This window comes from Shinella sp. M27 (assembly GCF_049199905.1).
Taxonomy (GTDB): Bacteria; Pseudomonadota; Alphaproteobacteria; order Rhizobiales; family Rhizobiaceae; genus Shinella.
On sequence record NZ_JBLZPK010000008.1, the window covers coordinates 25,952 to 51,616 of the forward strand.

General features: G+C 63.2%; 28 protein-coding genes. 11 read left to right on the plus strand and 17 right to left on the minus strand.

Annotated features, from left to right (window positions below; genetic code table 11):
- The first annotated feature begins 39 nt into the window (after positions 1-39).
- Both ACOZK4_RS02350 and ACOZK4_RS02355 read left to right on the plus strand, forming a co-directional pair.
- Positions 40-456, plus strand: coding sequence for a group II truncated hemoglobin (locus tag ACOZK4_RS02350; protein WP_421590210.1), 417 nt, complete (start codon positions 40-42; stop codon positions 454-456).
- Between the two features lie 8 nt (positions 457-464).
- Positions 465-830, plus strand: a complete 366-nt coding sequence (locus ACOZK4_RS02355) for a DUF423 domain-containing protein (RefSeq protein ID WP_421590212.1) — start codon at positions 465-467, stop codon at positions 828-830.
- 8 nt (positions 831-838) lie between these two features.
- Here the strand turns inward: ACOZK4_RS02355 and ACOZK4_RS02360 are convergent, their stop codons facing one another.
- The 5 genes from ACOZK4_RS02360 to ACOZK4_RS02380 form a co-directional block, all read right to left on the minus strand.
- Positions 839-1,153 carry an antibiotic biosynthesis monooxygenase gene (locus ACOZK4_RS02360; protein WP_313524411.1) on the minus strand — a complete coding sequence of 105 codons (315 nt, stop codon included), beginning with the start codon at positions 1,151-1,153 and terminating at the stop codon, positions 839-841.
- A 14-nt stretch (positions 1,154-1,167) separates the two neighbouring features.
- Positions 1,168-1,410 carry a hypothetical protein gene (locus ACOZK4_RS02365; protein ID WP_421590371.1) on the minus strand — a complete coding sequence of 81 codons (243 nt, stop codon included), beginning with the start codon at positions 1,408-1,410 and terminating at the stop codon, positions 1,168-1,170.
- Positions 1,411-1,433: 23 nt separating this feature from the next.
- Positions 1,434-1,826: a DUF2325 domain-containing protein gene (locus tag ACOZK4_RS02370; RefSeq protein WP_313524546.1), complete on the minus strand. Its 393-nt coding sequence runs from the start codon at positions 1,824-1,826 to the stop codon at positions 1,434-1,436.
- 410 nt (positions 1,827-2,236) lie between these two features.
- Complete coding sequence (locus tag ACOZK4_RS02375; protein ID WP_421590214.1) at positions 2,237-3,133, minus strand: TonB family protein; 897 nt, start codon at positions 3,131-3,133, stop codon at positions 2,237-2,239.
- Positions 3,134-3,187: 54 nt separating this feature from the next.
- Positions 3,188-3,619: a hypothetical protein gene (locus ACOZK4_RS02380; protein ID WP_421590216.1), complete on the minus strand. Its 432-nt coding sequence runs from the start codon at positions 3,617-3,619 to the stop codon at positions 3,188-3,190.
- Between the two features lie 245 nt (positions 3,620-3,864).
- Here ACOZK4_RS02380 and ACOZK4_RS02385 point away from each other — a divergent pair, with 245 nt between their 5' ends.
- The 6 genes from ACOZK4_RS02385 to ACOZK4_RS02410 all read left to right on the plus strand — a co-directional run bounded on the left by ACOZK4_RS02385 (position 3,865) and on the right by ACOZK4_RS02410 (position 8,809).
- Entirely contained in the window at positions 3,865-4,911 is a 1,047-nt protein-coding gene (locus ACOZK4_RS02385) for a hemin-degrading factor (protein WP_421590217.1), read from the plus strand.
- 14 nt (positions 4,912-4,925) lie between these two features.
- Positions 4,926-5,867, plus strand: a complete 942-nt coding sequence (locus ACOZK4_RS02390; protein WP_421590218.1) for a heme/hemin ABC transporter substrate-binding protein — start codon at positions 4,926-4,928, stop codon at positions 5,865-5,867.
- A complete protein-coding gene (locus tag ACOZK4_RS02395) occupies positions 5,854-6,975 on the plus strand; it encodes a FecCD family ABC transporter permease (protein ID WP_421590220.1) in 1,122 nt (373 codons plus the stop codon). The genes ACOZK4_RS02390 and ACOZK4_RS02395 overlap by 14 nt, the downstream gene beginning before the upstream one ends.
- Positions 6,976-6,981: 6 nt before the next feature.
- Positions 6,982-7,770, plus strand: coding sequence for a heme ABC transporter ATP-binding protein (locus tag ACOZK4_RS02400; protein ID WP_421590221.1), 789 nt, complete (start codon positions 6,982-6,984; stop codon positions 7,768-7,770).
- A gap of 126 nt (positions 7,771-7,896) precedes the next feature.
- Positions 7,897-8,298, plus strand: coding sequence for a glycine zipper domain-containing protein (locus ACOZK4_RS02405; RefSeq protein ID WP_421590222.1), 402 nt, complete (start codon positions 7,897-7,899; stop codon positions 8,296-8,298).
- A gap of 58 nt (positions 8,299-8,356) precedes the next feature.
- Positions 8,357-8,809: a hypothetical protein gene (locus ACOZK4_RS02410; RefSeq protein ID WP_313524394.1), complete on the plus strand. Its 453-nt coding sequence runs from the start codon at positions 8,357-8,359 to the stop codon at positions 8,807-8,809.
- Positions 8,810-8,845: 36 nt separating this feature from the next.
- On the opposite strand, the gene ACOZK4_RS02415 is transcribed toward ACOZK4_RS02410, so the two are convergent.
- The 3 genes from ACOZK4_RS02415 to ACOZK4_RS02425 all read right to left on the minus strand — a co-directional run bounded on the left by ACOZK4_RS02415 (position 8,846) and on the right by ACOZK4_RS02425 (position 11,220).
- On the minus strand, positions 8,846-10,351 hold the full coding sequence (locus tag ACOZK4_RS02415; protein WP_421590224.1) for a sensor histidine kinase: 1,506 nt from the start codon (positions 10,349-10,351) through the stop codon (positions 8,846-8,848).
- Between the two features lie 126 nt (positions 10,352-10,477).
- Entirely contained in the window at positions 10,478-11,032 is a 555-nt protein-coding gene (locus ACOZK4_RS02420) for an RNA polymerase sigma factor (RefSeq protein ID WP_313524389.1), read from the minus strand.
- Between the two features lie 8 nt (positions 11,033-11,040).
- Positions 11,041-11,220, minus strand: a complete 180-nt coding sequence (locus ACOZK4_RS02425) for a NepR family anti-sigma factor (RefSeq protein WP_421590373.1) — start codon at positions 11,218-11,220, stop codon at positions 11,041-11,043.
- A gap of 164 nt (positions 11,221-11,384) precedes the next feature.
- Here ACOZK4_RS02425 and ACOZK4_RS02430 point away from each other — a divergent pair, with 164 nt between their 5' ends.
- Positions 11,385-12,179 (plus strand): response regulator, encoded by a 795-nt coding sequence (locus tag ACOZK4_RS02430; RefSeq protein WP_421590226.1) that lies wholly within the window; start codon positions 11,385-11,387, stop codon positions 12,177-12,179.
- A 350-nt stretch (positions 12,180-12,529) separates the two neighbouring features.
- On the opposite strand, the gene ACOZK4_RS02435 is transcribed toward ACOZK4_RS02430, so the two are convergent.
- The 9 genes from ACOZK4_RS02435 to ACOZK4_RS02475 all read right to left on the minus strand — a co-directional run bounded on the left by ACOZK4_RS02435 (position 12,530) and on the right by ACOZK4_RS02475 (position 22,602).
- Entirely contained in the window at positions 12,530-14,113 is a 1,584-nt protein-coding gene (locus ACOZK4_RS02435; protein WP_421590228.1) for an FGGY-family carbohydrate kinase, read from the minus strand.
- Positions 14,113-14,805, minus strand: coding sequence for an HAD family hydrolase (locus ACOZK4_RS02440; RefSeq protein WP_421590229.1), 693 nt, complete (start codon positions 14,803-14,805; stop codon positions 14,113-14,115). Before ACOZK4_RS02440 ends, ACOZK4_RS02435 begins: the two co-directional genes overlap by 1 nt.
- An 84-nt stretch (positions 14,806-14,889) precedes the next feature.
- Positions 14,890-16,374 (minus strand): mannitol dehydrogenase family protein, encoded by a 1,485-nt coding sequence (locus ACOZK4_RS02445; protein WP_421590230.1) that lies wholly within the window; start codon positions 16,372-16,374, stop codon positions 14,890-14,892.
- 62 nt (positions 16,375-16,436) lie between these two features.
- The gene (locus ACOZK4_RS02450; protein WP_421590232.1) at positions 16,437-17,210 is read right to left on the minus strand and encodes an L-iditol 2-dehydrogenase; all 774 of its coding nucleotides are present in this window, start codon (positions 17,208-17,210) and stop codon (positions 16,437-16,439) included.
- Positions 17,207-18,208, minus strand: coding sequence for an ABC transporter ATP-binding protein (locus ACOZK4_RS02455; RefSeq protein WP_313524369.1), 1,002 nt, complete (start codon positions 18,206-18,208; stop codon positions 17,207-17,209). Before ACOZK4_RS02455 ends, ACOZK4_RS02450 begins: the two co-directional genes overlap by 4 nt.
- A gap of 24 nt (positions 18,209-18,232) precedes the next feature.
- Entirely contained in the window at positions 18,233-19,057 is an 825-nt protein-coding gene (locus ACOZK4_RS02460; protein ID WP_313524366.1) for a carbohydrate ABC transporter permease, read from the minus strand.
- A gap of 18 nt (positions 19,058-19,075) precedes the next feature.
- The gene (locus tag ACOZK4_RS02465) at positions 19,076-19,948 is read right to left on the minus strand and encodes a sugar ABC transporter permease (RefSeq protein ID WP_313524363.1); all 873 of its coding nucleotides are present in this window, start codon (positions 19,946-19,948) and stop codon (positions 19,076-19,078) included.
- Between the two features lie 205 nt (positions 19,949-20,153).
- Entirely contained in the window at positions 20,154-21,467 is a 1,314-nt protein-coding gene (locus ACOZK4_RS02470) for an ABC transporter substrate-binding protein (protein ID WP_421590234.1), read from the minus strand.
- Between the two features lie 181 nt (positions 21,468-21,648).
- On the minus strand, positions 21,649-22,602 hold the full coding sequence (locus tag ACOZK4_RS02475; RefSeq protein WP_421590236.1) for a sugar-binding transcriptional regulator: 954 nt from the start codon (positions 22,600-22,602) through the stop codon (positions 21,649-21,651).
- A gap of 255 nt (positions 22,603-22,857) precedes the next feature.
- On the opposite strand from ACOZK4_RS02475, the gene ACOZK4_RS02480 reads away from it, so the two are divergent.
- Positions 22,858-24,219 (plus strand): NAD(P)-dependent oxidoreductase, encoded by a 1,362-nt coding sequence (locus ACOZK4_RS02480; RefSeq protein ID WP_421590237.1) that lies wholly within the window; start codon positions 22,858-22,860, stop codon positions 24,217-24,219.
- Between the two features lie 11 nt (positions 24,220-24,230).
- Positions 24,231-25,544, plus strand: coding sequence for an NAD-dependent dihydropyrimidine dehydrogenase subunit PreA (gene preA / locus ACOZK4_RS02485; protein ID WP_421590239.1), 1,314 nt, complete (start codon positions 24,231-24,233; stop codon positions 25,542-25,544).
- Positions 25,545-25,665 lie beyond the last annotated feature (121 nt).

The following is a 25,665-nucleotide window of genomic DNA, read 5'->3' on the forward strand; positions in this document are numbered from 1 at the left end:
GCATTGCCTGCGGCAGACCACGGCGCTAAGACCTGAACCATGACGGAGACGAACGAGAACCAGAGCCAACAGGGCGAGACGGTCACGCTTTACGAGGCGATCGGCGGCGATGCGGCTGTGCGTGCCCTGACGCGCCGCTTCTACGAACTGATGGACATAGTGCCGGAAGCCGCGCGCTGCCGCGCCATTCACCCGCCGAATCTCTCCGGCAGCGAGGAAAAGCTCTACGAATATCTGACGGGCTGGCTCGGAGGTCCGCCGCTCTATACGGACAAACGCGGCCACCCCATGCTGCGCCGCCGCCATTTCGCGGCTCCGATCGGCCCGGCCGAGCGCGACGAATGGCTGCTCTGCTTCGTGCGGGCGCTGGAAGAGACGGTGCCGAGCGAAGGGCTGCGCAAGATCATTCTCGAGCCCGTCACGCGGCTCGCGCACCATATGCAGAACCAGGAATAGGAAACCCCATGTCGTTTTCGCTGCGCTCCGCCAGCCTTCTCGTCGCCGGCCTGATGGGCCTGACCGGCGTCGTCACCGCGGCTGCGGCCTCCCATGGCAGCGATCCGCGCCTGATGGCGGGCGCGTCGGCCATGTGCCTTGCCCATGCACCGGCGCTGATCGCGCTCTATGCAGCATGGCCATCGATGCGCGCCGCGCCCTTCGCCGCGCTCCTGCTGGCGCTCGGGACCGCGCTTTTCGCCGGTGATCTCGTCTTCCGCCATTCAACGGGATACGGGCTCTTTCCGATGTCGGCGCCCACGGGTGGCGTGATCATGATGGCGGGATGGTTGACGGTCGCGCTCGCGCCGTTCCTGCCGAAAAAAGACGGCTGAGACGAACCTCAGGCACCTTCGACGACGCTGAAACCTTCGAATTTCGGCGGGCCGAGATAGATGGCCTTGTTGTCGGCGGCATTCTTGTGCGCGGCGCGAAAATTCTCCGATTTCGTCCAGGCGACGAAATCGTCCTTGCTCGCCCAGACCGAATGGGAGGCGAAGAGGGTAAAGCCCTCCTCGGCATTGGTATCGCCCCGCAGCAGGTGGAAGGACTGGAAGCCCGGCATCTCGGCCAGGCTCGAATCCCGCCCCTTCCAGATGGCCTCGAAAGCCTCTTCGTGGCCGATGGCAATGCGGAAGCGGTTCATGGCGAAGAACATGGAAGACCCTGAGGTTAGAGGGAATCCCGCCGGACATGGCGCGGTGCCGGGAAGGCTACGACATTGTCGTTGCGCGCTTCAAGCCCATGCGTGCCCTCGAAGCTTGCCGGCCGCGCCGGCGGACGGGCGCTCGCCAGCGGAAATTCCGTGACATTTTCGCTTTCCAGCATGTCCGCGCGGCGGGTCAGGAGGGCATACAATTCCGGCACCAGGCCGTCGCCGTTCTGTGCGGCCAGCTTGTGCAGGCCGATCATCATGAAGGCTTCGGGTCTTTCGTCACTCACTGCGCAGTGTCTCCCTGGCTCATGCTCTGCAGGGCGCGCTCGAAGGACGACTTGCTGCCGTTGCGCAGCGGCACGAAGGCCTTTTCCCACTTCTTGCAGCCCGTCTTCACGCGGATGCAGGCATCATGGCTGATACAGTCGATGGGGCAGAAGACGCAGTCGACCGAGGGCAGCACGTTGTCGATGCGCGACACCGCCTCGCGCAGGCCGCCGTCGTGGTGGATGAGGTTGGCGCCGTAGGAACTGGCGATCTGACGCAGATGCGCCACCTGGCAATCCCGGCCGCCGACATAGAGAAAGCTGCGCCCTTCGAGCCCCGCCTTGGCATCGGCCTTGTCGTCGGTTTCTGCCTCACGGCGGGCCTGCTGCTGCCTGTGCTTCTCGCGCATTGCCTTCCTCTCCGCTTCGCCGGTCCGGCGCTTGACTTTGCTGACTTCGACACCGCGCGGCGCTTGCGCTGCCTTCACTTCGACAGGCACAGCCGCTTGAACGGCCGGTGCGACCACGGGGGCATTCTGCGCTGCCGCCGCCATCTGCTTCTTCAGCGCATTGAGCTGACGCTCCAGATCGGCGATCCGCCGGTCGCGCTCGGCAATCGCCGCCTTCAAGACCGCTTCGATGCGGCCAGCTGTCATTCCATTCATGCAGCATTCCCCTTTGGCACTCCGCATCGGCGGAGCCTCAGTTCGGCTGCAACCTACAAAACATGAGTTTCAGAGTAAAGTATAAACATGACCATAAAAGTCATATTTTAGCGCAAAAAATTCCCGCCGCTGCGCACCCGACGGGAATTGACGCCTCAGTTGAAGACGATCGGCACGTTGAAGGCCCAGGACGAGCGCCCGGCGGCCTCCGGGATCTTCGCAAAAGGAGCTGCACGCTGCACCGAATCGAGCGCCGCCTTGTCCAGCGCAGCACTGCCGGAGCTGCGCGCGACGCGAATGCCGCTCGCTTGCCCGCCGGAGCTGACGGTGAAGCTCACCACCACGCTGCCGCGCTCGCCGCCCGAAACACGCTTCTTGGCGCGATTGATCTTGTTGCGCACCTTGCCCGGATAGTTGCTGACAGCAGCATTGCCGGCTGATGAGGAATTGCCCTTCTTCTGGCCGCCGACGGCCGCGCTCTTTACATCCGCCGAGCCATCCACCTCGCCGCGCGTGGCGTTCTGCTTGGCCTTGCCCTTTTCGCCGGCCTTCTTGACCGGCTTTTCCTTCGGCTTCTTGCGCTCGACCTTTTTGACCGGCTCTTCCTTCTTCACCTCGGGAACCGGCTTGATCTCCTCTTCAGGCTCGATCTCAGGCTTGATCTCGGGAACCGGAACAGCGGCGATCTCCACCTCGGCGGAGGGGACGATCAGTTCCTGCACCGGCTCGGATACGACGGGATCGATCGGCGAAACGATCTCAGTCGTCTCGGACTGGATCTCGGTCGGCTGGATTTCCGCGACTTCCTGCGGCTCTGGCTCGGTGACGTCAGGCTCGATCGTCTCGGGCTTGATGACATCCTCGGGATTGCCGGATTCCACGGCCTCGAAGGCGCCATTGCCCAGCATCGCCACTTCCGCGACGACGCCACCGGCAATCAGAGCCTGCTCCTCGTCAGGCACCGGCGCCATGGTCAGGATGGCTGCCGCCGTTGCGTGGGCCACTAGGGAAAGCACACCGCCGCCGACCCAAAGCCACTTGCTACCAGACATCGTACTCACCCGTCATTCCGTTTACGCATTCGGCGCGTCCTGCGCCCGAGAGTGTCAGCCTTCCAGGCCGGCCGCCGCCTTGCTGCCCGTGACGATACCATCCATGCAGCGGCCCTTCTCCACGCCCGCGCCCTCGCAGACCGGGGCATCGTTGATCAGCAGGTTCTTCACGCCCTCGCACTTGATGCCCGGCACGTCGAACTGGCGCACCTTGGACTTGCCGGCCGGCAGGTCGCGGAAGTCGAGCAGCGCCAGGCGCTCGACGGTGCCCTTGTCGTTGAAGATCACGAATTCGAAGGAGACCTTGGACAGATCCTGCGCCAGCCCGTTGCCGGCGACGAAGGTGAAGAGGCAACCCTTCTGCGAGCTCGCCAGCGCATTCAGCTCCACATCCAGCCCCTTGGGGGCCGAAGCCTCCTGGGCACCAGCGCCGGAAACGGCGGCAACGGACAGGAGGGCGGAAAGCAGAAGCGTGCGTACGGTCATGGGGGTCGCCTGTTCGAATACGGTTCGGGTGCCGGCCGACGGTCACGGCCACGATCATCACCGGCGCGTCGGAAGAATTAACATGAGTTTTACGCACCGGTATTGCGTGCATAGATAAATATGAGTAATGAAGTCAAGATAGTAATCGCCAATTTCCCGGCAAACCACTGTTCCGCCTCGATAATTTTCCAGCGGAAAAGATTGGATATGGGAAGGCACCCTGTATTGCGACGAAGGCCGAGCCCATGACCGAAACGACACGACCGACCCCCGCCGAAATCCGCGCCTTCCGCGCCGAGAACCCCAAGATGCGCGAGCGCGATATCGCCGCCCAGCTCAACATCTCGGAAGCCGCCCTCGTCGCGGCCGAAGTCGGCCTGACCGCGATCCGCATCGATGCCGATGCCAACCGCTTTCTGGAACGCGCCGAGGCGCTCGGCGAGATCATGGCGCTGACCCGCAACGAGAGCGTCGTGCACGAGAAGATCGGCGTCTTCGAGAAGATCACCACCGGCAAGCACGCCTCGATCGTGCTCGGCGAGAACATCGACCTGCGCATTTTCCCCGGCACCTGGGCGCACGGCTTTGCCGTCACCAAGACGGATGGCGATCAGGTCCGCCGCAGCCTGCAGTTCTTCGACAAGGCCGGCATGGCCGTGCACAAGGTACACCTGCGCCCCGCCTCCAATCTCGAAGCCTATGAGGCGATCGTCGCCGACTTCCGCCTGGAGGACCAGTCGCAGGATTTCGTCGAAATCGTCTCCAACAAGGTCGAGGAGACCGGCCCGGTCGACGTCGCGGCGCTGCGCGAAAACTGGGCGGCGATGACCGATACGCACCAGTTCTTCGGCCTGCTGCGCAAGCTGAAGATCGCCCGCCAGGATGCCGTGCGCAGCGTCGGCGAGGACTTTGCCAATGAAGTGCGCGCGGATGCCGTCGGCGACCTGCTGCGTGGTGCCGCCGAGCGCGATGCCGAAATCATGTGCTTCGTCGGCAATCACGGCACGATCCAAATCCATACCGGCACCGTGAAGACCGTCCAGCCGATGGGCCCGTGGCTCAACGTGATGGACCCGACCTTCCACATGCACCTGCGCATGGACCACATCGCCGAGTGCTGGGTGGTGCGCAAGCCGACCGTCGACGGTTTCGTCACCTCGCTGGAAGCCTATGACGCCAGCGGTGAGATGATCATCCAGTTCTTCGGCAAGCGGAAGGAAGGCATGACGGAGCGCGCCGACTGGCGCGAAATCCTCGACAGCCTGCCGCGCCCCGATAGCGTCGCCGCATAAGAAGGAAACGCCCCATGAGCAAGAGCTTCGATTTCCGCCGCGCCCGCCCGTGGGAACTGGCGCTGACCGTCTTCGCCCTCTCCGCCCCCCTGCTCCTGCCGCTCGCAGCACCTGGTGCGGGCGGCTTCATCCGCAAGGCCGTGGCCGAGGACATGCAGAAGGTCGACAGCTCGAAGCTCGTGGCGATCGGCGGCGCGGTGACGGAAATCGTCTATGCGCTTGGCGAAGGCAGCCGGCTGGTCGCCCGCGACAGCACCAGTACCTTCCCCGAGGAGGCAACCAAGCTGCCCGACGTCGGCTATATGCGCCAGCTCTCGCCGGAGGGCGTCATCGCCGTCAACCCGACCGCGATTCTCGCCGTCGAAGGCAGTGGCCCGCCGGATGCGCTGGCCGTGCTGAAGAGCGCCGGCATTCCCTTCGAGACCGTTCCGGAAGGGTATGATCGCGCGGCGATCCTGAAGAAGATCGACGTCGTCGGAAAATTCCTCGGCGTGGAAGACAAGGCTAGAGAATTGGAAGCGCAGGTCGGCGCCGATCTGGATGCGGCCATTGCCGATGCCGCCAAGCGGCCGGAAAGCGACCGCAAGCGCGTGCTGTTCATCCTCTCCTTCCAGAACGGCCGGGTGATGGCGGCCGGCGGCCACACGGCGGCCGACGGCATCATCGGGCTTGCCGGCGCGATCAATGCGACGGAAGGCGCTTTCGACGGCTACAAGCCGCTGACCGACGAGGCGATCATCAAGGCCAAGCCCGATGTCGTGATGGTCATGACCCGTCCCGGTGCCGGCAGCAGTGATGCGGAAATCCTGGCGCACCCCGCCATCTCCGTCACGCCGGCCGCCGCCAACAAGGCGATCCTGCGCATGAACAGCCTGCATCTGCTCGGCTTCGGCCCCCGCACGGCCTCCGCCATTCGCGATCTCAACAAAGAACTCTACGGCAATGTCTCTCAATGATGCCGTGCGCGGCGATAGCGCGCGCGGTCTTTCCCTGATGCGCCCCGTCCAGTCATCGGCTGCCGGCGACCGGACGGCGATCGCCCGCCTGACGCTCGCCGTCCTGGTGCTCGCCTCGATCCTGTCGCTGGCGATGTCCATTGCGACCGGCGCCTCCGATGCTTCAGCGATCAACGTGATCGGCGCGCTGTTCAGCGGCGCGGAAGAGACGGCGCTCAGCCTGCGCGACCGCATCATCGTCGTCGATATCCGTATGCCCCGCGCGCTGCTCGGTTTCCTGATCGGCGCGGCGCTCGCCATGTCCGGTGCCGTCATGCAGGGCCTGTTCCGCAATCCGCTCGCCGATCCCGGTCTCGTTGGCATTTCCTCCGGCTCGGCGCTCGGCGCGGTGCTGATGATCGTGCTCGGTGCAAGCCTGCCAGCCGGCCTGATGCTGACGCTCGGCGCCTTCGCCCTGCCGCTCGCCGCCTTCATCGGCGGCCTCCTGACGACGCTGCTGCTCTACCGCATCGCCACGCGCAGCGGGCAGACCTCCGTCGCGACCATGCTGCTTGCCGGTATCGCGATCGCCGCCCTTGCCGGCGCCGTCACCGGCATCCTCATCTACATGGCCGATGACAAGCAACTGCGCGACATCACCTTCTGGAGCCTCGGCTCGCTCTCGGGCATGACCTGGGCAAAGCTGTTTGCCGCCGGCCCGATCATTCTGCTGGCCCTCCTCGTCGTGCCCTTCCTGTCGCGCGGGCTGAACGCCATCACGCTCGGCGAGGCGGCAGCCTTCCATATGGGCGTGAAAGTGCAGCGGCTGAAATATATCGCCGTCGTCGTGGTTGCCGGTGCGGTCGGCGCCTCGGTCGCCGTCAGTGGCGGCATCGGCTTCGTCGGCATCGTCGTGCCGCATCTCCTGCGCATCGTCATCGGCCCTGATCATCGCTATCTACTGCCCGCCTCCGCCCTGTTCGGCGGCGTGCTGATGCTGGGTGCGGACATGCTGGCGCGCACCATCGTCGCACCCGCCGAACTGCCGATCGGCATCATCACCGCGCTCGCCGGTGCGCCCTTCTTCCTCTGGGTTCTCCTGCGCGACCGCACGCGCAACGGCTGGTAGGCTTTAATGATCACCGCAAAGAACCTCACGGTCGCCCTCTCCAGCAAAACCATCGTGCATGGCGTGTCGCTCACCGCCAAGGCCGGCGAACTCACCGCCATCGTCGGCCCGAACGGCTCCGGCAAGACGACGACGATGAAGGCGCTGGCCGGCGAACTGCCGAGCAAGGGCGATATCACCATCAACGGCCATGCGCTCGGCGCGCTCGAACCCTGGCAGCTCGCCGTCAAGCGCGCCGTGCTGCCGCAGGCGGCAACCATCGCCTTTCCCTTCACGGTGCGCGAGATCGTGCGCATGGGCCTCACCGTCGGCCCGAACCGCCATGCCGAACGTATCGAGGCGATCACCGCCGAGGCACTGGCCGCCGTGGATCTTTCGGGTTTCGCCGGCCGGTTCTACCAGGAACTTTCCGGCGGCGAGCAGCAGCGCGTGCAGCTTGCCCGCGTGCTCTCGCAGATCTGGGAGCCCGTGCTCGACGGTGAGCCCTGCTTCCTGATGCTCGACGAGCCGGTTTCCGCCCTCGACATCCGCCACCAGCTCACCATCATGACGCTCGCCCGGCGCTATTGCGAAGGCGGCGGCGGAGTGATCGCGGTCATGCACGATCTCAACCTCACCGCCATGTTCGCCGACCATATGGTGATGATGAAGGGCGGCCGGATCGAACGGTCCGGCGCACCGGGAGACGTCATGACCGACGACGCCATGGAGGCCGTCTTCGGCTGCCGGATGCGCATCAACGGCGTGCCGGCTTCCGGTGTGCCCTTCGTGCTGCCCCACACCGCATCGGCCTGACTTTCCGGCGTTACGGAACCTTTTGCACCGCACCGCGTTTATTGTCCGGAAAACCGTTCCGCCAAGGGGGTGGAGCGACGTTCGATCCGCGCGATGGCGCGGCCGACACGCAAAAGGAGAAACGGCATGGCCAACGGATTGTTTTCGACCCGCAACAAGAAGAGCCTCCGCGACGGACTGCAAGACAATGCACAGGCCGTCGAGGACCAGATTGCCGATCTGCGCGACGAGATCGCAGCCCTGGCGCGCGTGCTCGCCAATGATGCCACAAGCGGCGCCAGCGGCATCCGCAAGAAGGCCCGCGCCGTGAAGGCGGATGTCAGCGACGCCGCCCATGACCTCAAGGGCCGGGCCGAAACCGATATCCGCGACATGATCGCGGCCGGTGAAGACCTGCTTGCCGATTTCCAGGACCGCTATCGCGACAGCGGCCGCAAGGCGCGCAAGGCCGTTCAGGACAACCCGCTGGCGACGCTCGGCATCGCCGCTGCCGCCGGCTTCGTGCTCGCCGCCCTGCTTCGGCGCTGATCGATCCCTCGATAGGAATTGATCTCTCGATAGAATGGGGCGCCATGGAGCGCCCCTCATGCGGAGCACGAACGGCATGCTTTCACTGGGAGCCATCCTCCTGCAAAACCTCGTCACCCGTGTCACCGACCGGGTGGACGAGACCGTCGACGCCGCCAAGCGCAGCGCCATAGCCGGCCTGATCATCGGCGTCCTTGTCGCGACCGCCTACGGGCTTGCGATCGTCGCGACGGCCCTGTGGCTTGCCGAGCGTTACGGCACCATCCCGGCGCTCTTCGGCCTCGCCGGCGGTTTCCTGCTGCTCGCATTGATCGTGTTTGCCGTCGTTGCCATGCGCAACAAGCGGGAACGGGAACTGCGCCGCATCCGCCGCGACCAGCTTACCGCCCGGCGCGACATGATGGCGGCGGCTGCCGCAGTCGCCACGAAACGGCCGTTTGCCGCCACAGGCGTAGCACTCGCGCTGGGCTTCCTGCTCGCGCCGAAAAGATCCCGCCGCGACGATGACTGATCCAATCCTTCTTATGAAATGAACAGCGGTGTCGCTTTACAGCGGCATCCGTATAACGGCGGTCACGCCCTTCGGCAGATATTCGACATGCACGCTGCTGCCGAGGATTTTGTCGAGGCTGCGCTCGATTAGCACCGAACCGAAACCGCGACGTCCGCTCCGCTCGACCGGCGGTCCGCCGACCTCATGCCAGGTCATGTTGAGCACGCGTTGACCGTCTTCGTTCATCACCCGCGCCGTGATGACCACCTTACCGCTGCGCACCGAAAGCGCGCCGTATTTGCGGGCATTGGTGGCCAGTTCATGCAGCACGAGGCCGAGGCCGACGGCCTGGTCTGGCCCAAGCTCCACCTCGTCCTTGTGGATTTCGATCTGCCCCTCGTAATCCATCGCATAGGGCATGATCTGCTTTTGCAGCAGCATCTTCAGATGGATGACGCCCCATTCGTGATCGGACAGCAGGCCATGCGCCTCGGAAAGCGATTGCAGCCGGCCGGCGAAGGCATCCATGAATTCGACGGGATCGCTCGTCTGGCGCAGCGTCTGGCGCGCCAGCGATTGCAGCATGGCGAGCGTGTTCTTGACCCGGTGGTTCAATTCGCGCAGCAAAAGGCGCGTGCGCTCGGAGGCAAGCTGCCCGTCGGTCACGTCGACATTGATGCCGAGAAACACCGTCGGACGCCCTTCGGCATCCCATTCATGCACACGTCCGCGCCCGAGCAGCCAGCGGCCGGAATTGGCAGCACGGAACAGGCCATCATATTCCTTGCCGCTGGAAAGCGCATTGCGCAGGCGATCGATGGTGGCCTTGCGGTCGGCCGTGTGAACCGCGGCGAAGAATTTTCGCGCGCTCATCGGCATTGCCGGCTTGATGCTAAGCATGCGGTAGAAGGTCTCGTTGCCGGACACGACACCTGCCGAGATATCCCAGAGCCAGCTCGCGACATTGGCGGCATCGAGCGCCAGCGCATGGCGCTTTTCGTCGCGCGACAGCATCTCGGCCGCCAGCGTGCGCCGTCGGGCCTCTTCCTTGAGCTTGAGCAGTGAGGCGGCAAGCGAGGCAAGCCGCTTCAGCCGCGGCAGAAGGTCCGGCGCGGTTTTGCCGTGCGGTTTCACGTCGAAGACGCAGACGGTGCCGATCGGCTGGCCGTCCACCATGATCGGTGCGCCGGCATAAAAGCGCAGATGCGGCTCGCCGACCACGCTGGGAAGATCGGCAAAACGCGGATCTCCGGTGGCATCGCCCACGACCATCGGCTCGAGGTCGCCCTCCGCAATCATGCGCGCGCAAAATGAATCTTCCGAGGGCGCGCGGATTTCCCGCGTGCCCTCGTGTGCGAGGAACCATTGGTCCGTGCGACCGAGGATGGTGACGAGGGAAATCGGTGCGGCAAAAAGCTGTGCGGCAAGACCGGCGATATCGTCGAAATCGGAATCGGGGCCGGTAAAAGTCGGCATGGCGGCGTCGAGCGCCGTAAGCCGGTCTGGTGCTCCCAGAACCGCGGCGATATCGGACGGAAGTGGCTGAACATTGTCCTTCATGCGCTTTCGGCCGGCGATTCCGCGTCCGTTTCGGTCCAGCTCCGCCGGCAGACGCATTCCTCGCCGCAATCCCCTCACCTTATGGCTCGCCCGCCATGATGGCGGGCGGCTCTTTATTTTATTCCGTCAGGAGGCGAAGGCGCGCGAGGTGATCGGCGCCGAGACGGCGTCCGGACCGTAGTCGCTTTCACCGCTGACCTGCAAGAGCTCCTGAAGGCGCTGACGGGCACGATTCACACGGCTCTTGATGGTGCCGAGCGCGCAGCCGCAGATTTCCGCCGCTTCTTCATAGGAAAAACCCGACGCGCCGACGAGGATGATGGCCTCGCGCTGTTCGTCCGGCAGCTTTTCCAGCGCCTTCTTGAAGTCCTGCATGTCGAGGGAACCGTATTGCGAAGGATGCTGCGCGAGGTTCTCCGTGAAGAGACCGTCGCTATCCTGCACCTCGCGCCCGCGCTTGCGCATCTTGCTGTAAAGCTCGTTGCGCAGGATCGTGAAGAGCCAGGCCTTCATGTTGGTGCCCATCTCGAACTGTTCCTGCTTCGCCCAGGCCTTCATGATCGTGTCCTGAACGAGATCGTCGGCCTGGTCGTGGCGGCCGATGAGGGAAATGGCGAAGGCGCGCAGGCTTGGCAGTACCGCCAGGAGTTCGCGCTTGAAAGTCGTCTGTCCCTGTTCCATCGTTTTCCTCACTCTGCCCGCTGAACGCTGTTTTCGACAGCATCCAATTTTTCGAGAAGATCGAGGAAGCGCTGTGGAAGCGTTTCATCCTGTACGGAATGATAAAAAGCGCGCAGCTTCGTTGCGATCTGCGCATTGGGATCATCCGCCCTCTTGGGAGATTTTCTCCCGGTCTTTTGACTGTCCAAACTATTCACTCTTGGCCACTTTCGTCGTTGCTATGCGCCACAGATCGATTTCGGCTTGGAAATGCCCCGCAGCAAAAAAAGTTCCCGTCCCCGGAACCTAAATTTGGTTCCCGCGTTCAAATCGTCAACTGCCATTGCAGCAAATCGAAAACAGGGGACACATCATGCCGATTTCCGACCGCATCGGGCCACACCTTCCGGCGTTGCGCCGCTATTCGCGCGCGCTCACGGGCACCCAATCCTCCGGCGACGCCTATGTCGCCGCCACGCTGGAAACCATCCTTATAGATCCCTCGGCCATGCCCGAAGGCGGGGACGACAAGGCGACGCTTTTCGGCCTGCTCAGCCGCATTATCTCCTCCCTTCCCGTCTCGATGAGCCGCGGCGCGGGTTCGCTCAGACCCGGTGTCGAGGCGCCCTTCGACCTTTCCGGCGTTCCCCCGCTCGGCCGCCAGGCCCTACTGCTCGCCACCGTGGAAGGTTTTGCCGTCGACAAGACGGCGGAAATCCTCGAAGCGGAAATCAGCGTCATCCGCGCCCTGCTCGATGCGGCCTTCGCCGAAATTGCAGCACAGACGGAAACCGGCATCATGATCATCGAGGACGAACCGCTGATCGCGCTCGACCTTGCCCATATGGTGAGCGGCATGGGCCATCGTGTCACCGGCATCGCCCGCACGCAAGCTGAAGCCGAACTTCTGTGGAGTGACAGCCGGCCGGGCCTCGTTTTGGCCGACGTACGGCTCGCCGACGGATCTTCTGGCATCGACGCGGTCAACACGATCCTGTCGCGCACCGATATCCCGGTCATTTTCATCACCGCCTATCCGGAACGGCTTTTGACAGGCGAACGGCCGGAACCGGCCTTCCTCGTGTCTAAGCCCTTCAACCCGGAACAAGTGAAGGTCCTGATCAACCAGGCCCTTCTCTTCACGCCGCAGACCCGCGCAGCGGCCTGATCTCGCTCCCGGATAGCCGCGGCGGCGGCGCGGCAGGCAGCGGTGGGACGGCACGCCCACCGCTGCCTTTCCATTTCTGGAGATGGCTGGAGTATTTCCAGCCGAAGCGATCCCGCTTCGGTGTCGGACAATGCGGCAAAACAAAAACACAGGGCACAAAAGAAAACAGCCAGCGCCTTCGAAAGGCACTGGCTGCTTGAGTATCCACGGACCGGAGGGGGACACGGTATCGTGGTCGATCACCGATCGAGGGCCTCGCATCTTGGGGGATATGCGCAGACCGGTGACGCCTGAAAAACACGCGAACCCAAAATTGGTTCCAGCGGTTGCAAATTTTTTCAAAATATTTTTCAGAGGATCGCTTCGAGTTCCGCCCGGTGCCGGTAGAGGGCGAGGAATCGGCGATAGTCGCGGTCGTAGCCCGCCTTTCGCGCGGGGTCCGGCGCATATTCGCTGCCGCCCGGATACATGCCGGCGCCCGCAGCCGGCAGGTCCGGATACAGCCCGCCGGCAACCGCCGCTACCATGGCCGTGCCGAGCAGCACCGCATCATTGGTCTCCGGCACCACGACACGGCAGCCGGTGACATCGCGGTAAAGCTCCATCAGCAGCGGGTTGCGCACATGGCCGCCGGTGACATGCAGCGTATCGAGCGGATAGCCGCCCTCGCCGAGCTTATCGAGGATATGACGGATGCCGAGCGCGATGGCGACCGAGGCACGCCAATAGAGACGGCAGAGCCCGTCGAAGGAGGCGTCGAGCGCAAGGCCGCTGATCACACCCAGCGCGTGCGGATCGGCAAGCGGAGAGCGGTTGCCGTGAAAATCCGGCAGGACATGCAGGCGCGCGGCGAAATCCTCGCCCTCTTCCGCCTGAAGCTCGCGGATGCGCGCGATAACGCGGGCATGGTTCGCCGCCGTCGGTTCACCGCCGGCGCTGTGGGTGCGCAGGAGATGATCGAGCAGCGCACCCGTCGCCGACTGCCCGCCCTCGGCCAACCACCAGCCTGGCAACACAGCCTCGTAGTAAGGTCCCCACATACCGAAGCCGAAGCGCTTTTCACGCGAGAAAGCGACGATGCAGCTCGACGTGCCGCCGATCAGCGCCAGCTGCCGCTCGAGCGTTTCCGGTTCGCAGGCGAATGGGCCGAGCACACCAAAGGTGCCAGCATAAGCATCGATAAGACCCGCGCCAACGATGCAGTCCTTATCAAGCCCGAGAGCTACCGCCGCCTCCGGCGTCAATCGGCCGATCGGGTCGCCGACAGCCACCGTTTCCGTTGGAAGGGATCCGCGTTCACGTACATCTTCAAGCCCGATCGCGTTGAGGAAGCTTTCATTCCACGGCCGCTCCTCATGCGAAAGGTAGTTCCATTTTGCCGTTAACGTCCCACGAGAGCGGGCATTCGAACCCGTCGCACGCCAGGTGATAAAGTCGGCGAGATCGAAGAAGTAGCCGGAGTTTTCCCATTCGTCCGGCCGCTTGCGCTTCAGCCACATCAGCTTAGGCATTTCCATCTCCGGCGACATGACCCGGCCGGAATGGGCAAGCAGCGGATGGCCCGTCGCCGTGCAAACTTCCGCCTCCTTCACGGCGCGATGGTCGAGCCAGACGATCGTGTCCCAGCGCGCGTCCTCGCCGGCCGAGACGGCGAGCGGCTGCCCGGCTTTATCACGCACCACCAGCGAACAGGTCGCATCTATGCCAAGTGCCGCAACACGCGCCGGTGGCGCGCCCGCGATAGCGCAGGCCGCCTTCACCGCCGTGCAGACCGCTTCCCAAATGTTTTCAGAATCATGCTCGGCACGGTCGGCGCTGGGCCTGCGCATCGCAATTGCCTGCTCGGCCCGGCCGAGCAACGCACCGCTCCGATCAAATACGCCGGCTCGGGCGCTGCCCGTGCCGATGTCCACCGCAACGATCAGATCACGCATCAATACTCTTTCCCGCCCGCCTTGTCGCTGCGGACAAACTGGAGCAAATCCCGCATGTCGTCAAACAAGGCATCGGGTTTCAGGTCGAGCAGCGTCTCGCGATGGCGCGGCGTACGTGCATGGGAGCCGCCGGTGAAGGCAACGACCCGCATGCCTGCGGATTTTGCCGCCTCAATACCGGCCGGACTGTCTTCCACGACCAAGCAAAACCCGGGCTCAACCCCCATTGCTGCACTCGCATGCAGAAAAAGATCGGGCGCCGGCTTGCCGCGCAAAACCATGCTGGCACTGAAAATATTGGGTTCGAACTTATCGATGAGGCCTGTAACGGAAAGCGACAGACGGATACGCTCCGGCTGGCTCGATGACGCCACGCAATGGGCGATGCCAAGCCGGTCTACCGTCTCGGCAATGCCATCAATCGGCTGCAACTCCGTACGGAAACGCTCGTAGAGTACCTTTCGCATTGACTCCAGAAAGGCTGCATCGATCGCCAGCCCATATTCATCATGCAGGATTTCCGACGTGCTTTTCAGGCTGCGGCCGAGAAAGCGCTCATGCGCTTCCGCCTCGCTCATTGCAACGCCGGCGGCGGCAAGGGCTTCGACCAGAACGGTAAGCGAGATAGGCTCACTATCGACAAGCACACCGTCGCAATCGAAGATGACGAGTTCAGTCGCTTTGGCGGCCATGGCGCTCCGCTCCATTCCGTGTTCAGGCCCCCGTCGTACTGCCTCGCACGCGCAATGGAAAGCCCCGGATTTTTTGGGATCTCCTTAATTTTCGAGCGTGCTCTCCAGATAGCGCTTCAATGTTGCCCGCGTGCCCTTCTGTTGCAGCGATGTCAGGGCATTGGCGAAGCGCCTGCGGAAGAGATCCGACTCCGCCACCGCGCCAAAAATGTCCTTGAGGTCGAGGAAGGCCTCGGGGTCGGCCTTCGCCGCCACGGCCGCCGCGTGGATGCGGTCGATATTGGGGTCGTTGAAGCTGATCGCCTTGCCGCTGTCCGTCATGCCGGCGAGATAGTGGCACCAGAGTGCGGAGACGAGCGCGAGGCCGGTGACGTCCTCCTTGCGCGACAGCCGGTCGGCGGTCGAGGGCAGGATGAACTTCGGCTGGCGGTTGGAACCGTCCTGCGCCAGACGCGGAATCGTATCGGCGATCTTGGGGTTGGAGAAGCGGCGCTCGATCAGGCCGAAATAGTCGCGCAGGTCCGTATCCGGCACGGGCGGGATGACGGGCACGATCTCGTCCAGTTCCAACTTGGCGAGGAAGGCGCGGATATCGGGATCCTCCATCGCCTCGTGCACGAAATGAATGTCGAGCAGCGCCGCCGGATAGGCGATGGCCGCATGGCCGCCGTTCAGGATGCGGATTTTCATATGCTCATAGGGCGCGACATCGGGCACGAACTGCACGCCGACCTTTTCCAGCGCCGGACGGCCCTCGGGGAAATTGTCTTCAAGCACCCATTGCTTGAACTCTTCGCAGAACACCGGCCAGGCATCGTCAATGCCGTAATCGTCGGCAACGATGCCGATCTCGCGCGATCCCGTCGCCGGGGTGATGCGATCGACCATGCCGTTCGGGAAGGCGACATTCGCGTCGATCCAGTCGGCAAGGGCAGGATCGGACAGGCGCGCGAGGCCGGAGACGGCCGCATGCGTCACCTTGCCGTTGTGCGGAATGTTATCGCAGGACATCACCGTATAGGGTGCGGTGCCCTTGTCCCTGCGGGCCTTCAAACCAGCGAGGATGAGGCCGAAGACCGTCTTCGGATCGGACGGATTGGCAGCATCGGCGGCAATCGCCGGATGGGCCGGATCGAAGATGCCAGAGGCCGGATTGATGAAGTAGCCACCCTCGGTGATCGTCAGCGAGACGATGCGGATGGCGGGATCTGCAAGCTGGGCGACGGTCGCCGCCGCGTTGCCGGGCGCGAGATAGTCGATCATCGCGCCGGTGACCCGCGCGCCGGCGCGGTTGTTGTCCTGCTCGACCACGGTGGTCAAAAAGTCCTGGCCGGCAAGTTTTTCGCGCATCGCTGCGTCGGAGGGCAGAACGCCCGCACCGATCAGCGCCCAATCATGGTCGAGGCCGAGATTGAAGAGGTCGTCGAGATAGATCGCCTGGTGCGCCCGGTGGAAATTGCCGACGCCGAAATGGACGATGCCCGCCGCGAGATTTTCACGTGCATAGGCCGGGATGCTGGCGGTCTTCGAGACCGCCGGAAGAGTGGCGAGCGACAGTTTCGTGGTCATGTGGTCCATTCCCTTCCGGTTTGTTCCGGTCTATGCCTGTGCCGGGCGCGCGAGCTGCGCGCTCAGCTCATCCAGTTGCCGCCATCGACATTGTAGGTCTGCGCGACGATGTAGTTGCTCTCCTGCGAGGCCAGGAAAATCGCCATGCCCGTCAGGTCGTCGGCCGTTCCCATGCGGCCGAAGGGTACCTCTTCGCCGACCAGCCGTTTCTTCTCGCCGCGCGGTCGGTTTTCATATTTGGCGAAGAGCGCGTCCACGCCGTCCCAGTGCTCGCCATCGACCACACCGGGCGCGATCGCATTGACGTTGATGCCGTGCTTGATGAGGTTCAGCCCCGCCGACTGGGTGAGACTGATCACCGCCGCCTTGGTCGCGCAGTAGACGCCGACCAGCGCCTCGCCGCGACGCCCGGCCTGGCTCGCCATATTGATGATCTTGCCGCCACGGCCCTGCGCGATCATCTGCTTTGCCGCCGCCTGCAGGGTGAACAGCGTGCCGGCGACATTGATCGAAAAGAGCCGGTCGAAGCTTTCGCGCGTGATCTCGACGATTGGCTGAAGGTCGAAGAGCGCGGCATTGTTGACGAGGATATCGATCCCGCCGGCCTCCTTCACGCAGGCACCGATGGCTGCATCGATGGACTCCTGCTTCGTCACGTCCATCTGCACCGCATACGCTGCCGGGCCGATCTCCTGTGCGGTCGCATTGGCCCGCTCCAGATTGATATCGGCAATCGCGACCCGCGCCCCTTCCCGCACATAGGCCTCGGCGAAGGCGCGCCCGATGCCGCGCGCCGATCCGGTGATCAGCGCGCTTTTTCCCTCAAGTCTTTTCATCGGATTGCCAGTCCCTTGTCATCGAAGCGATGGATGCGTGTTGCGTCTGGTGTGAGCCACACGGCATCGCCATGCGTTACGGGGAAGTCGCCGTCGGCGCGGACGGTCATCATGCCGATATCAGCGACATTGACATGCAGGAACGTGTCGGAGCCGAGATGTTCGGCGACACCGACGACACCCTTCCAGCTGCCGGTCTCCTTGGAGAGCTTGATATGTTCCGGGCGGATGCCGACGGTGGGCGCGTTGTAGGGCTTCGCAGCTTCGCCCTTGACGAAGTTCATGCGCGGCGAGCCGATGAAGCCGGCGACGAACAGGTTGTCGGGCTTGTTGTAGAGATCGAGCGGCGAGCCGACCTGCTCGATGTTTCCGGCATTCAGCACGACGATCTTGTCGGCCATGGTCATCGCCTCGACCTGGTCGTGCGTGACATAGATCATCGTCGTCTTCAGCTGATGATGCAGCTCGGAGATCTCCAGCCGCATCGTGCCGCGCAGCGCCGCATCGAGGTTCGACAAGGGCTCGTCGAACAGGAAGGCCGAGGGCTCGCGCACGATGGCCCGGCCGATGGCGACACGCTGGCGCTGACCGCCGGACAGCTGGCCCGGACGGCGCTCGAGATAGTTGGTGAGGTTCAGCACGCGGGCCGCTTCCGTCACCTTCTTATCTATGGCCGCCTGATCCATCTTCGCCATCTTTAGCGGGAAGGCGATGTTCTTGGCGACGCTCATATGCGGATAGAGCGCATAGGATTGGAACACCATGGCAAGACCGCGCTTGGCCGGCGCTTCCCCCGTGACGTCGCGGCCGTCGATCTCGATTGAGCCGCTCGTGGTGTCTTCCAGCCCTGCGATGAGGCGCAGCAGCGTGGACTTGCCGCAGCCCGAGGGGCCGACGAAGACGACGAACTCGCCGTCGTTAATGGTCAGGTCGATGCCCGGAATGACCTGCGTGGCGCCGAACGACTTGTTGACTTTCTTCAGAATGATCTTGCCCATGCGATAATCCTCCCCGTCCTGTTTCTACTTCACGGCGCCGAAGGTGAGGCCGCGGACAAGCTGTTTCTGGCTGAACCACCCCATGATCAGGATGGGCGCGATGGCGAGCGTCGAGGCGGCCGAGAGTTTCGCCCAGAACAACCCTTGAGGACTGGAGAACGAGGCGATGAAGGCCGTCAGCGGTGCGGCATTGGTCGTCGTCAGGCGGATCGTCCAGAACGCCTCGTTCCAGGCCAGGATAATGTTGAGCAGCATGGTGGACGCAATGCCCGGCACCGCCATCGGGGTGAGCACATAGACGATCTCGCCCCACAGCGACGCGCCGTCCATCCGCGCCGCTTCCAGGATCTCGCCCGGAATTTCGCGGAAGTAGGTGTAGAGCATCCAGATCACGATCGGCAGGTTGATCATGGTCAGCATGACGGTGAGACCGATGCGGCTGTCGAGCAGGCCGAAGTCGCGGAACAGCAGGTAGATCGGCACGAGCACGGCGACGGCCGGCATCATCTTGGTCGAGAGCATCCACATCAGGATGTCCTTGGTCTTGGCGGTCGGCGAAAACGCCATCGACCAGGCGGCGGGCACCGCGATCAGCAGCGCCAGAAGCGTTGAGCCAAGCGACAGGATGACCGAGTTCAGGAAGAACTTGAAGTAGTTGCTCTGCGCCTGCACGGCGGCATAGCTCTCGATCGTGCCCGAGGGAATGATGTTGAAGCCCTTGATCGCCTCGGTCTCGGATTTGAACGAGGTGATGATCGTGTAGAGGATCGGGAAGAAGATGATCAGCGCGACGATCCAGGCGGCGATGGTGAAGACGACCGTGCGTCGTGTCGAAACGGCTCTAGCCATGGTGGTTTCCTCCTATCCCTACTTGTCGAGGTTCTTGCCGACGGCGCGCATCAGGAAGAAGGCGACGATATTGGCGAGGATGACGGCGATGATGCCGCCGGCCGAGGCGCCGCCCACGTCATAGCCGAGGAGCGCGGTGCGATAGATCAGGAACGGCAGGTTGGTCGAGGCATAGCCCGGTCCGCCATTCGTCGTGACGAGGATTTCCGCATAGACACCGAGCAGGAAGATCGTCTGGATCAGGATGACCACGGTGATCGAGCGTGCCAAATGCGGCAGCGTCAGGTGGACGAAGCGCGACACGAAGCCCGCGCCATCCATCTCGGCCGCTTCCTTCTGCTCGCCGTCGAGCGATTGCAGCGCGGTCAAGAGGATGAGCGTCGCAAAGGGCAGCCATTGCCAGGCGACGATGATGATGATCGAAAACAGCGGATATTGCGCAAACCAGTCGACAGGCTGGAGGCCGAAGAACCGGTTGATATCAGCAAGCACCCCGTAGCCCGGATGCATGATCATGTTCTTCCACACGAGTGCGGCCACCGGCGGCATGACGAAGAAGGGCGAGATGATCATGATGCGCACGATGCCCTGCCCCCACATCGGCTGGTCGAGCAGCAATGCGATGCCCACACCGCCGATGACGGTAATGAACAGCACGCCGACCACGATCAGAAGCGTGTTCCAGATCGACTGGAAGAAGGCGGGATCGGTGTAGAAATACTGGTAATTGAACAGGCCCGCCCAGCTGACATTGGCCGGGTTCAGCAGGTTGTAGTTCTGGAACGAAAACCACAGCGTCATCGCCAGCGGCACGATCATCCAGATCAACAGCAACCCAACCGAGGGTGCAAGCATCATCCGCGCCAAGCCGCGCGTGTTCTCCGTCGCCATCGTCGTGACCTCCCCGTTTCGCCGGCCGCGTCAGGCGCCGGACAGGCTTTCCACCCTCCCATGGATGGAACCCCAGATATCTCGTCACTGCTTTGGATAATCCGGCGCGGGCGGCGGCGGGCCACGCCGCGCCGGAAGAAGCACCCCGTTTTCACGGCTGCCCGGAACGCATTCCGGGCAGCCTGTCCTTGGGGGAGGAGGTTGGTTACTTGATGTAACCGGCGCGGGTCATTTCACGTGTCGTGACCTGCTGTGCCTGTGCGAGGGCATCATCGACCGACATCTGGCCGGCAAGGGCTGCCGAGAAGAGCTGACCGACCGTCGTGCCGAGACCCTGGAATTCCGGGATGGCGACGAACTGCACGCCGACATAGGGCACCGGCTTGACGGCCGGGTTCTTCGGGTCAGCCGCGTTGATCGAGTCGAGCGTCATCTTCGCGAAGGGAGCCGCCTTCTGGTACTCTTCGTTCGCATAGAGCGAGGAGCGCGTGCCCGGAGGTACGTTTGCCCAGCCTTCCTTCTCGGCGACCAGCTTGGTGTAATCCTTGCTGGTTGCCCAGGCGATGAACTTCTCGGCCGATGCCGTCTTCTGCGAGCCAGCCGGGATCGCGAGGTTCCAGGCCCAGAGCCAGTTGCCGCGCTTGCCGAGGCCCGTATCGGGAGCCAGCGCATAGCCGACCTTGTCAGCGACCGTCGATTCCTTCGGGTTGGAGACGAAGGACGCCGCGACCGTAGCGTCGATCCACATGCCGCAATTGCCCTGCTGGAACAGCGCCAGGTTCTCGTTGAAGCCGTTCGAGGAAGCGCCCTGCGGGCCGGCGTCGTTCATGAGCTTGACGTAGAAGTCGAGCGTGTTCTTCCATTCCGGCTGATCGAACTGCGGGGTCCACTTCTCGTCGAACCAGCGGGCGCCGAAGGCGTTCGCGGTTGCCGTCAGGAAGGCCATGTTCTCGCCCCAGCCGGCCTTGCCGCGAAGGCAGATGCCGTTGATGCCGGCCGCACGGTCGGTCATCTTGCGGGCCGCGTCCGCAATGAACTCCCAGGTCGGGGCGTCGGGCATGGTGAGCCCGGCCTTTTCCATCAGGTCCTTGCGGTACATGACCATCGAGCTTTCGCCGTAGAACGGCGCGGCATAGAGCTTGCCGTCCTCGCCGGTCAGACCGGAACGGATGGCCGGCAGCAGGTCGTCGACGTCATAATCGGCGCCGAGATTGTCGAGCGGCACCAGCCAGCCCTGCTTGGCCCAGATCGGAACTTCATAGGTGCCGATCGTCATGATGTCGTACTGGCCACCCTTCGTCGCGACGTCGGTCGTGACGCGCTCGCGCAGCACGTTTTCCTCGAGCGTCACCCACTCGAGCTGAATGTCGGGGTTCTTGGTGGTGAAATCTTCCGTCAGTCCCTGCATGCGCACCATGTCGCCGTTGTTGACGGTGGCGATGGTCAGCGTTTCGGCATGGGCGAAACCGCACAGGAGAGCAGCCGAGCTGACGCCCAGCATAAGGGTTCTCAAATTCATCATCTTCCTCCCAGAAGAGTTATGAGCATTTGCTTCGCTCGTGAGCAATTACCCATAAATTGACACAGGGAGTCAACGACCAATCGTTGCTGCACCGCACAAGACAGGGCAGCGACCATTGAATCGCATGGGAAATTTCTGTGTGGAGAACGCGTTCAGGAAGACGCGGAAACGCCTCAGGTCAGGCCGAAAGCAGGTAACGCGCCGTCGCTTCGTCGGTTATGACGCCGTTGATCATGCGGCCACGTAGGGCGGCCAGAAGGGCGAGATATTTGCGTTTGCCCTTGGCGAGGCCGATAACCGTCGTCGTTTCACGCGGCGGCAAGGGCACGGAGGCGACGCGCTCGTTGATGCTGCCCCCGAGCAATTTACCATTACGGTCGAAGATCCAGCCACAAATCTCGCCGGCTCCTCCCTCGTCCATCACCTGGCTCACCTCTTCAGGCCTGAGAAAGCCGTCGAGGCACAGAGGCGCATCCTCACCCAATTGACCGACACCTACGAAGGTCACGTCTGCTTCCCGCCCAAGTTGCAACGTCGTCTGCACAAGGCTCTGCTTGTGCAACAGATCACGTTCCTCCGCAGAGGAAACGAGAACTGGGAGCGGCATGGGAAAGTGCCGCGCCTTGATCGCATCGGCCATCGAAAAGATGACGTTATAGTAGGACGCCGAACCATCCGGCCCGATATTACCGGTCAGAGACATGATGCGGTGCTGCGGACACTCCATCGTCGGCAACTGGTCGATAGCGGCCTTCAGTGTGCGCCCGGTGCCAACCGCCAGCACGATTGGCTCGGATTTCTTCAGCCAGCGTTCGATTTCCACCGCTCCCGCCTCGGCGATACCGACGGTCGTAGAGCCCGACCCGGAATCGCTCGGCACGATATCGACATGCACGAGGCCGAATTTCTTGCGCAACTCCTCGCCCAGCTCCAGGCATTGGGCGATCGGATGGTCGAGCCGCACCTTGATCAGACGCTCGGCGACGGCGAGCGAAACCAGGCGCTGTGCGGACTGGCGGGAAATACCCATGGCGGACGCGATTTCGTCCTGCGTTCGGCCCGCGACATAGTAGAGCCAGCCGGCCCGTGCCGCATCGTCCAGTCGCCCGGCCGTCTCCGTCCGCTTCGCCATTTCATTCCCCTTCTTTGTCCTGATTTGCTGCATCTTTTCCCCTCCCCTGTCAAACGTCATCTGATGGCGCAGCAAGGACAGGCAAAGACGGCGCCCTTGCTTGGCGAGTGGAAAACATAACCAGAATTATCATGTTTATTTTTGCTGCATGCCCTGAAAAACCAGCGTTTTTTCTGAAGTTTTACCGTTTGATAAAAAAATAAAGCTGAGTTACCGTTCTCCTATTCAAAAAGCCCACGCGAATGGGAGATAATCATGGGAACGACGCAATCTGGGATCCATCGGGGGCGTTTGACGCCTGCCGAATACGAGACGAACTTTTCTGACCTCCACCCGCGCCTCGACGACCATGAGGCGCTGGTTGCAGCCGACCGCTGCTACTTCTGTCATGATGCGCCGTGCATGACGGCCTGTCCGACCTCCATCGACATTCCGCTGTTCATTCGCCAGATCTCGACGGGCAATCCGATCGGCTCGGCGAAGACCATTTTCGACCAGAACATTCTGGGCGGCATGTGCGCCCGCGTCTGTCCGACCGAGACGCTCTGCGAACAGGCCTGCGTGCGCAACACCGCCGAGCACCGCCCGGTGGAAATCGGCCGCCTTCAGCGCTATGCGACTGATGTCGCAATCACTGAAAACCAGCATTTCTACGAGCGCGCCGCGCGTACCGGCAAGGCGATCGCCGTCGTCGGCGCCGGCCCGGCCGGTCTCGCTTGCGCCCACCGGCTGGCCGTGGAAGGCCACGACGTCGTGATCTTCGAAGCCCGCGAAAAGGCTGGCGGCCTCAACGAATACGGCATCGCGACCTACAAGGCGGTCGATGAGTTCGCCCAGCGCGAGGTCGATTACGTGCTCGCCATTGGCGGTATCGAGGTAAAGAACGGCCTGAAACTCGGCCGCGACTTCACGCTTGCAGACCTCACCGCCAATTTCGATGCCGTCTTCCTCGGCATGGGTCTCGGAGGCGTCAACGCGCTCGGTGCGGAAGGCGAAAACCTGCCCGGCGTCTATGACGCGGTCGATTTCATCGCGGAACTGCGCCAGGCCACCGACAAGGCCACCGTTCCGGTTGGCCGCCGTGTCGTCGTCATCGGCGGCGGCATGACGGCCATCGACGCCGCCGTGCAGGCAAAGCTGCTCGGCGCCGAGGAGGTTACGATCTGCTATCGCCGTGGCAAGGAACACATGAACGCCTCGCCCTTCGAGCAGGACCTCGCCGCCTCAAAGGGTGTGATGATCCGCCACTGGCTGCAGCCGAAGCGGGTTATCGCCCGTGACGGCCAGGTCGCAGGCATCGAGATGGAATATACCGAAATGCAGGACGGCAAGCTTGTCGGCACCGGCGAGACGGGTGTTCTCACCGCCGACCAGATCTTCAAGGCCATCGGCCAGACCTTCGAAGCGGCCGGCCTCGGCGCGCTCGCCCTGTCCGGCAACCGCATCGCCATCGACAGCGAAGGCCGCACCTCGGTCGCCAATGTCTGGGCGGGCGGGGACTGCGTGAAGGCGGGCGAGGACCTGACGGTCACCTCCGTTGCCCAGGGCCGCGATGCGGCCGATTCGATCAACCGCATGCTGGCCGCCGGTGCGCAGCCGGCCGTTGCCGTCGCTTGAGGAGATGAGACATGGCTGATCTTCGCAACAATTTCGTCGGCATCAAATCGCCCAATCCGTTCTGGCTCGCCTCCGCGCCGCCGACCGACAAGGCTTACAATGTCGAGCGCGCCTTCAAGGCGGGCTGGGGCGGCGTGGTCTGGAAGACGCTCGGCGAAGAAGGCCCGCCGGTCGTCAACGTCAACGGCCCGCGCTACGGCGCGATCTGGGGTGCGGACCGCCGCCTGCTTGGCTTGAACAATATCGAACTGATCACGGACCGCGACCTCTATACCAACCTGCGCGAAATGAAGCAGGTGAAGATGAACTGGCCGGACCGGGCGCTGATCGCCTCGATCATGGTGCCCTGCGAGGAGGAGAGCTGGAAGGCGATCCTGCCCTTGGTGGAAGAGACGGGCGCCGACGGTATCGAGCTTAACTTCGGCTGTCCGCACGGCATGTCCGAGCGCGGCATGGGTGCCGCCGTCGGCCAGGTGCCGGAATATATCGAAATGGTCGTGCGCTGGTGCAAGCAATACACGCGCATGCCCGTCATCACCAAGCTGACGCCGAATATCACCGATGTGCGCAAACCCGCCCGCGCCGCCAAGGCCGGCGGCACCGATGCCGTGTCGCTGATCAACACGATAAACTCGATCGTGTCAGTCGATCTCGACAATTTCGCGCCGAACCCGACGGTCGGCGGCAAGGGCACCCATGGCGGCTATTGCGGCCCGGCGGTAAAACCCATCGCGCTCAATATGGTGGCCGAAATCGCCCGCGATCCGGAAACCTACGGCCTGCCGATATCAGGCATTGGCGGCGTCACCAACTGGCGCGACGCGGCGGAATTCCTGGTGCTCGGTGCCGGCAACGTACAGGTCTGCACCGCAGCCATGACCTACGGCTTCAAGATCGTGCAGGAGATGATCACGGGCCTGTCCGACTGGATGGACGCCAAGGGCCATCGCAATCTCGACGACATCTGCGGCCGCGCCGTGCCGAACGTCACCGACTGGCAGTATCTCAACCTCAACTACATCGCCAAGGCCCATATCGACCAGGATGCCTGCATCAAATGCGGTCGCTGCCACATCGCCTGCGAGGACACCTCGCACCAGGCGATCACGCAGTTCGTCGATGGCGTGAGACACTTCGAGGTGATGGAAGACGAGTGCGTCGGCTGCAATCTCTGCGTCAACGTCTGCCCCGTCGAGAACTGCATCACCATGGTCGGCCTGGAGCCCGGCACGCTCGACCAGCGCACCGGCAAGGTAGTCGATCCGAATTATGCGAACTGGACGACCCATCCGAACAACCCGATGGCCAAGCAGGCTGCGGAGTGAAAACGAAAAGGCCGGGGTTTTCGTCCCGGCCTTTTATTCAAGCGAATGCATCGTCTCCCAACCACAAGCGCTTTTCCTAGCCGGCCCCCTCTCCTCCGTCATCCTCGGCTCAAGCCCGAGG

What these genes read in the sequence shown, in the direction of transcription:
- ACOZK4_RS02350 (WP_421590210.1), top strand. Translation starts at nt 40, where the DNA reads ATGACGGAGACGAACGAGAACCAGAGCCAACAGGGCGAGACGGTCACG.
- ACOZK4_RS02355 (WP_421590212.1), top strand. Translation starts at nt 465, where the DNA reads ATGTCGTTTTCGCTGCGCTCCGCCAGCCTTCTCGTCGCCGGCCTGATG.
- ACOZK4_RS02360 (WP_313524411.1), bottom strand. Translation starts at nt 1,153, where the DNA reads ATGTTCTTCGCCATGAACCGCTTCCGCATTGCCATCGGCCACGAAGAG.
- ACOZK4_RS02365 (WP_421590371.1), bottom strand. Translation starts at nt 1,410, where the DNA reads ATGATGATCGGCCTGCACAAGCTGGCCGCACAGAACGGCGACGGCCTG.
- ACOZK4_RS02370 (WP_313524546.1), bottom strand. Translation starts at nt 1,826, where the DNA reads ATGCGCGAGAAGCACAGGCAGCAGCAGGCCCGCCGTGAGGCAGAAACC.
- ACOZK4_RS02375 (WP_421590214.1), bottom strand. Translation starts at nt 3,133, where the DNA reads ATGTCTGGTAGCAAGTGGCTTTGGGTCGGCGGCGGTGTGCTTTCCCTA.
- ACOZK4_RS02380 (WP_421590216.1), bottom strand. Translation starts at nt 3,619, where the DNA reads ATGACCGTACGCACGCTTCTGCTTTCCGCCCTCCTGTCCGTTGCCGCC.
- ACOZK4_RS02385 (WP_421590217.1), top strand. Translation starts at nt 3,865, where the DNA reads ATGACCGAAACGACACGACCGACCCCCGCCGAAATCCGCGCCTTCCGC.
- ACOZK4_RS02390 (WP_421590218.1), top strand. Translation starts at nt 4,926, where the DNA reads ATGAGCAAGAGCTTCGATTTCCGCCGCGCCCGCCCGTGGGAACTGGCG.
- ACOZK4_RS02395 (WP_421590220.1), top strand. Translation starts at nt 5,854, where the DNA reads ATGTCTCTCAATGATGCCGTGCGCGGCGATAGCGCGCGCGGTCTTTCC.
- ACOZK4_RS02400 (WP_421590221.1), top strand. Translation starts at nt 6,982, where the DNA reads ATGATCACCGCAAAGAACCTCACGGTCGCCCTCTCCAGCAAAACCATC.
- ACOZK4_RS02405 (WP_421590222.1), top strand. Translation starts at nt 7,897, where the DNA reads ATGGCCAACGGATTGTTTTCGACCCGCAACAAGAAGAGCCTCCGCGAC.
- ACOZK4_RS02410 (WP_313524394.1), top strand. Translation starts at nt 8,357, where the DNA reads ATGCGGAGCACGAACGGCATGCTTTCACTGGGAGCCATCCTCCTGCAA.
- ACOZK4_RS02415 (WP_421590224.1), bottom strand. Translation starts at nt 10,351, where the DNA reads ATGAAGGACAATGTTCAGCCACTTCCGTCCGATATCGCCGCGGTTCTG.
- ACOZK4_RS02420 (WP_313524389.1), bottom strand. Translation starts at nt 11,032, where the DNA reads ATGGAACAGGGACAGACGACTTTCAAGCGCGAACTCCTGGCGGTACTG.
- ACOZK4_RS02430 (WP_421590226.1), top strand. Translation starts at nt 11,385, where the DNA reads ATGCCGATTTCCGACCGCATCGGGCCACACCTTCCGGCGTTGCGCCGC.
- ACOZK4_RS02435 (WP_421590228.1), bottom strand. Translation starts at nt 14,113, where the DNA reads ATGCGTGATCTGATCGTTGCGGTGGACATCGGCACGGGCAGCGCCCGA.
- ACOZK4_RS02440 (WP_421590229.1), bottom strand. Translation starts at nt 14,805, where the DNA reads ATGGCCGCCAAAGCGACTGAACTCGTCATCTTCGATTGCGACGGTGTG.
- ACOZK4_RS02445 (WP_421590230.1), bottom strand. Translation starts at nt 16,374, where the DNA reads ATGACCACGAAACTGTCGCTCGCCACTCTTCCGGCGGTCTCGAAGACC.
- ACOZK4_RS02450 (WP_421590232.1), bottom strand. Translation starts at nt 17,210, where the DNA reads ATGAAAAGACTTGAGGGAAAAAGCGCGCTGATCACCGGATCGGCGCGC.
- ACOZK4_RS02455 (WP_313524369.1), bottom strand. Translation starts at nt 18,208, where the DNA reads ATGGGCAAGATCATTCTGAAGAAAGTCAACAAGTCGTTCGGCGCCACG.
- ACOZK4_RS02460 (WP_313524366.1), bottom strand. Translation starts at nt 19,057, where the DNA reads ATGGCTAGAGCCGTTTCGACACGACGCACGGTCGTCTTCACCATCGCC.
- ACOZK4_RS02465 (WP_313524363.1), bottom strand. Translation starts at nt 19,948, where the DNA reads ATGGCGACGGAGAACACGCGCGGCTTGGCGCGGATGATGCTTGCACCC.
- ACOZK4_RS02470 (WP_421590234.1), bottom strand. Translation starts at nt 21,467, where the DNA reads ATGAATTTGAGAACCCTTATGCTGGGCGTCAGCTCGGCTGCTCTCCTG.
- ACOZK4_RS02475 (WP_421590236.1), bottom strand. Translation starts at nt 22,602, where the DNA reads ATGGCGAAGCGGACGGAGACGGCCGGGCGACTGGACGATGCGGCACGG.
- ACOZK4_RS02480 (WP_421590237.1), top strand. Translation starts at nt 22,858, where the DNA reads ATGGGAACGACGCAATCTGGGATCCATCGGGGGCGTTTGACGCCTGCC.
- preA (WP_421590239.1), top strand. Translation starts at nt 24,231, where the DNA reads ATGGCTGATCTTCGCAACAATTTCGTCGGCATCAAATCGCCCAATCCG.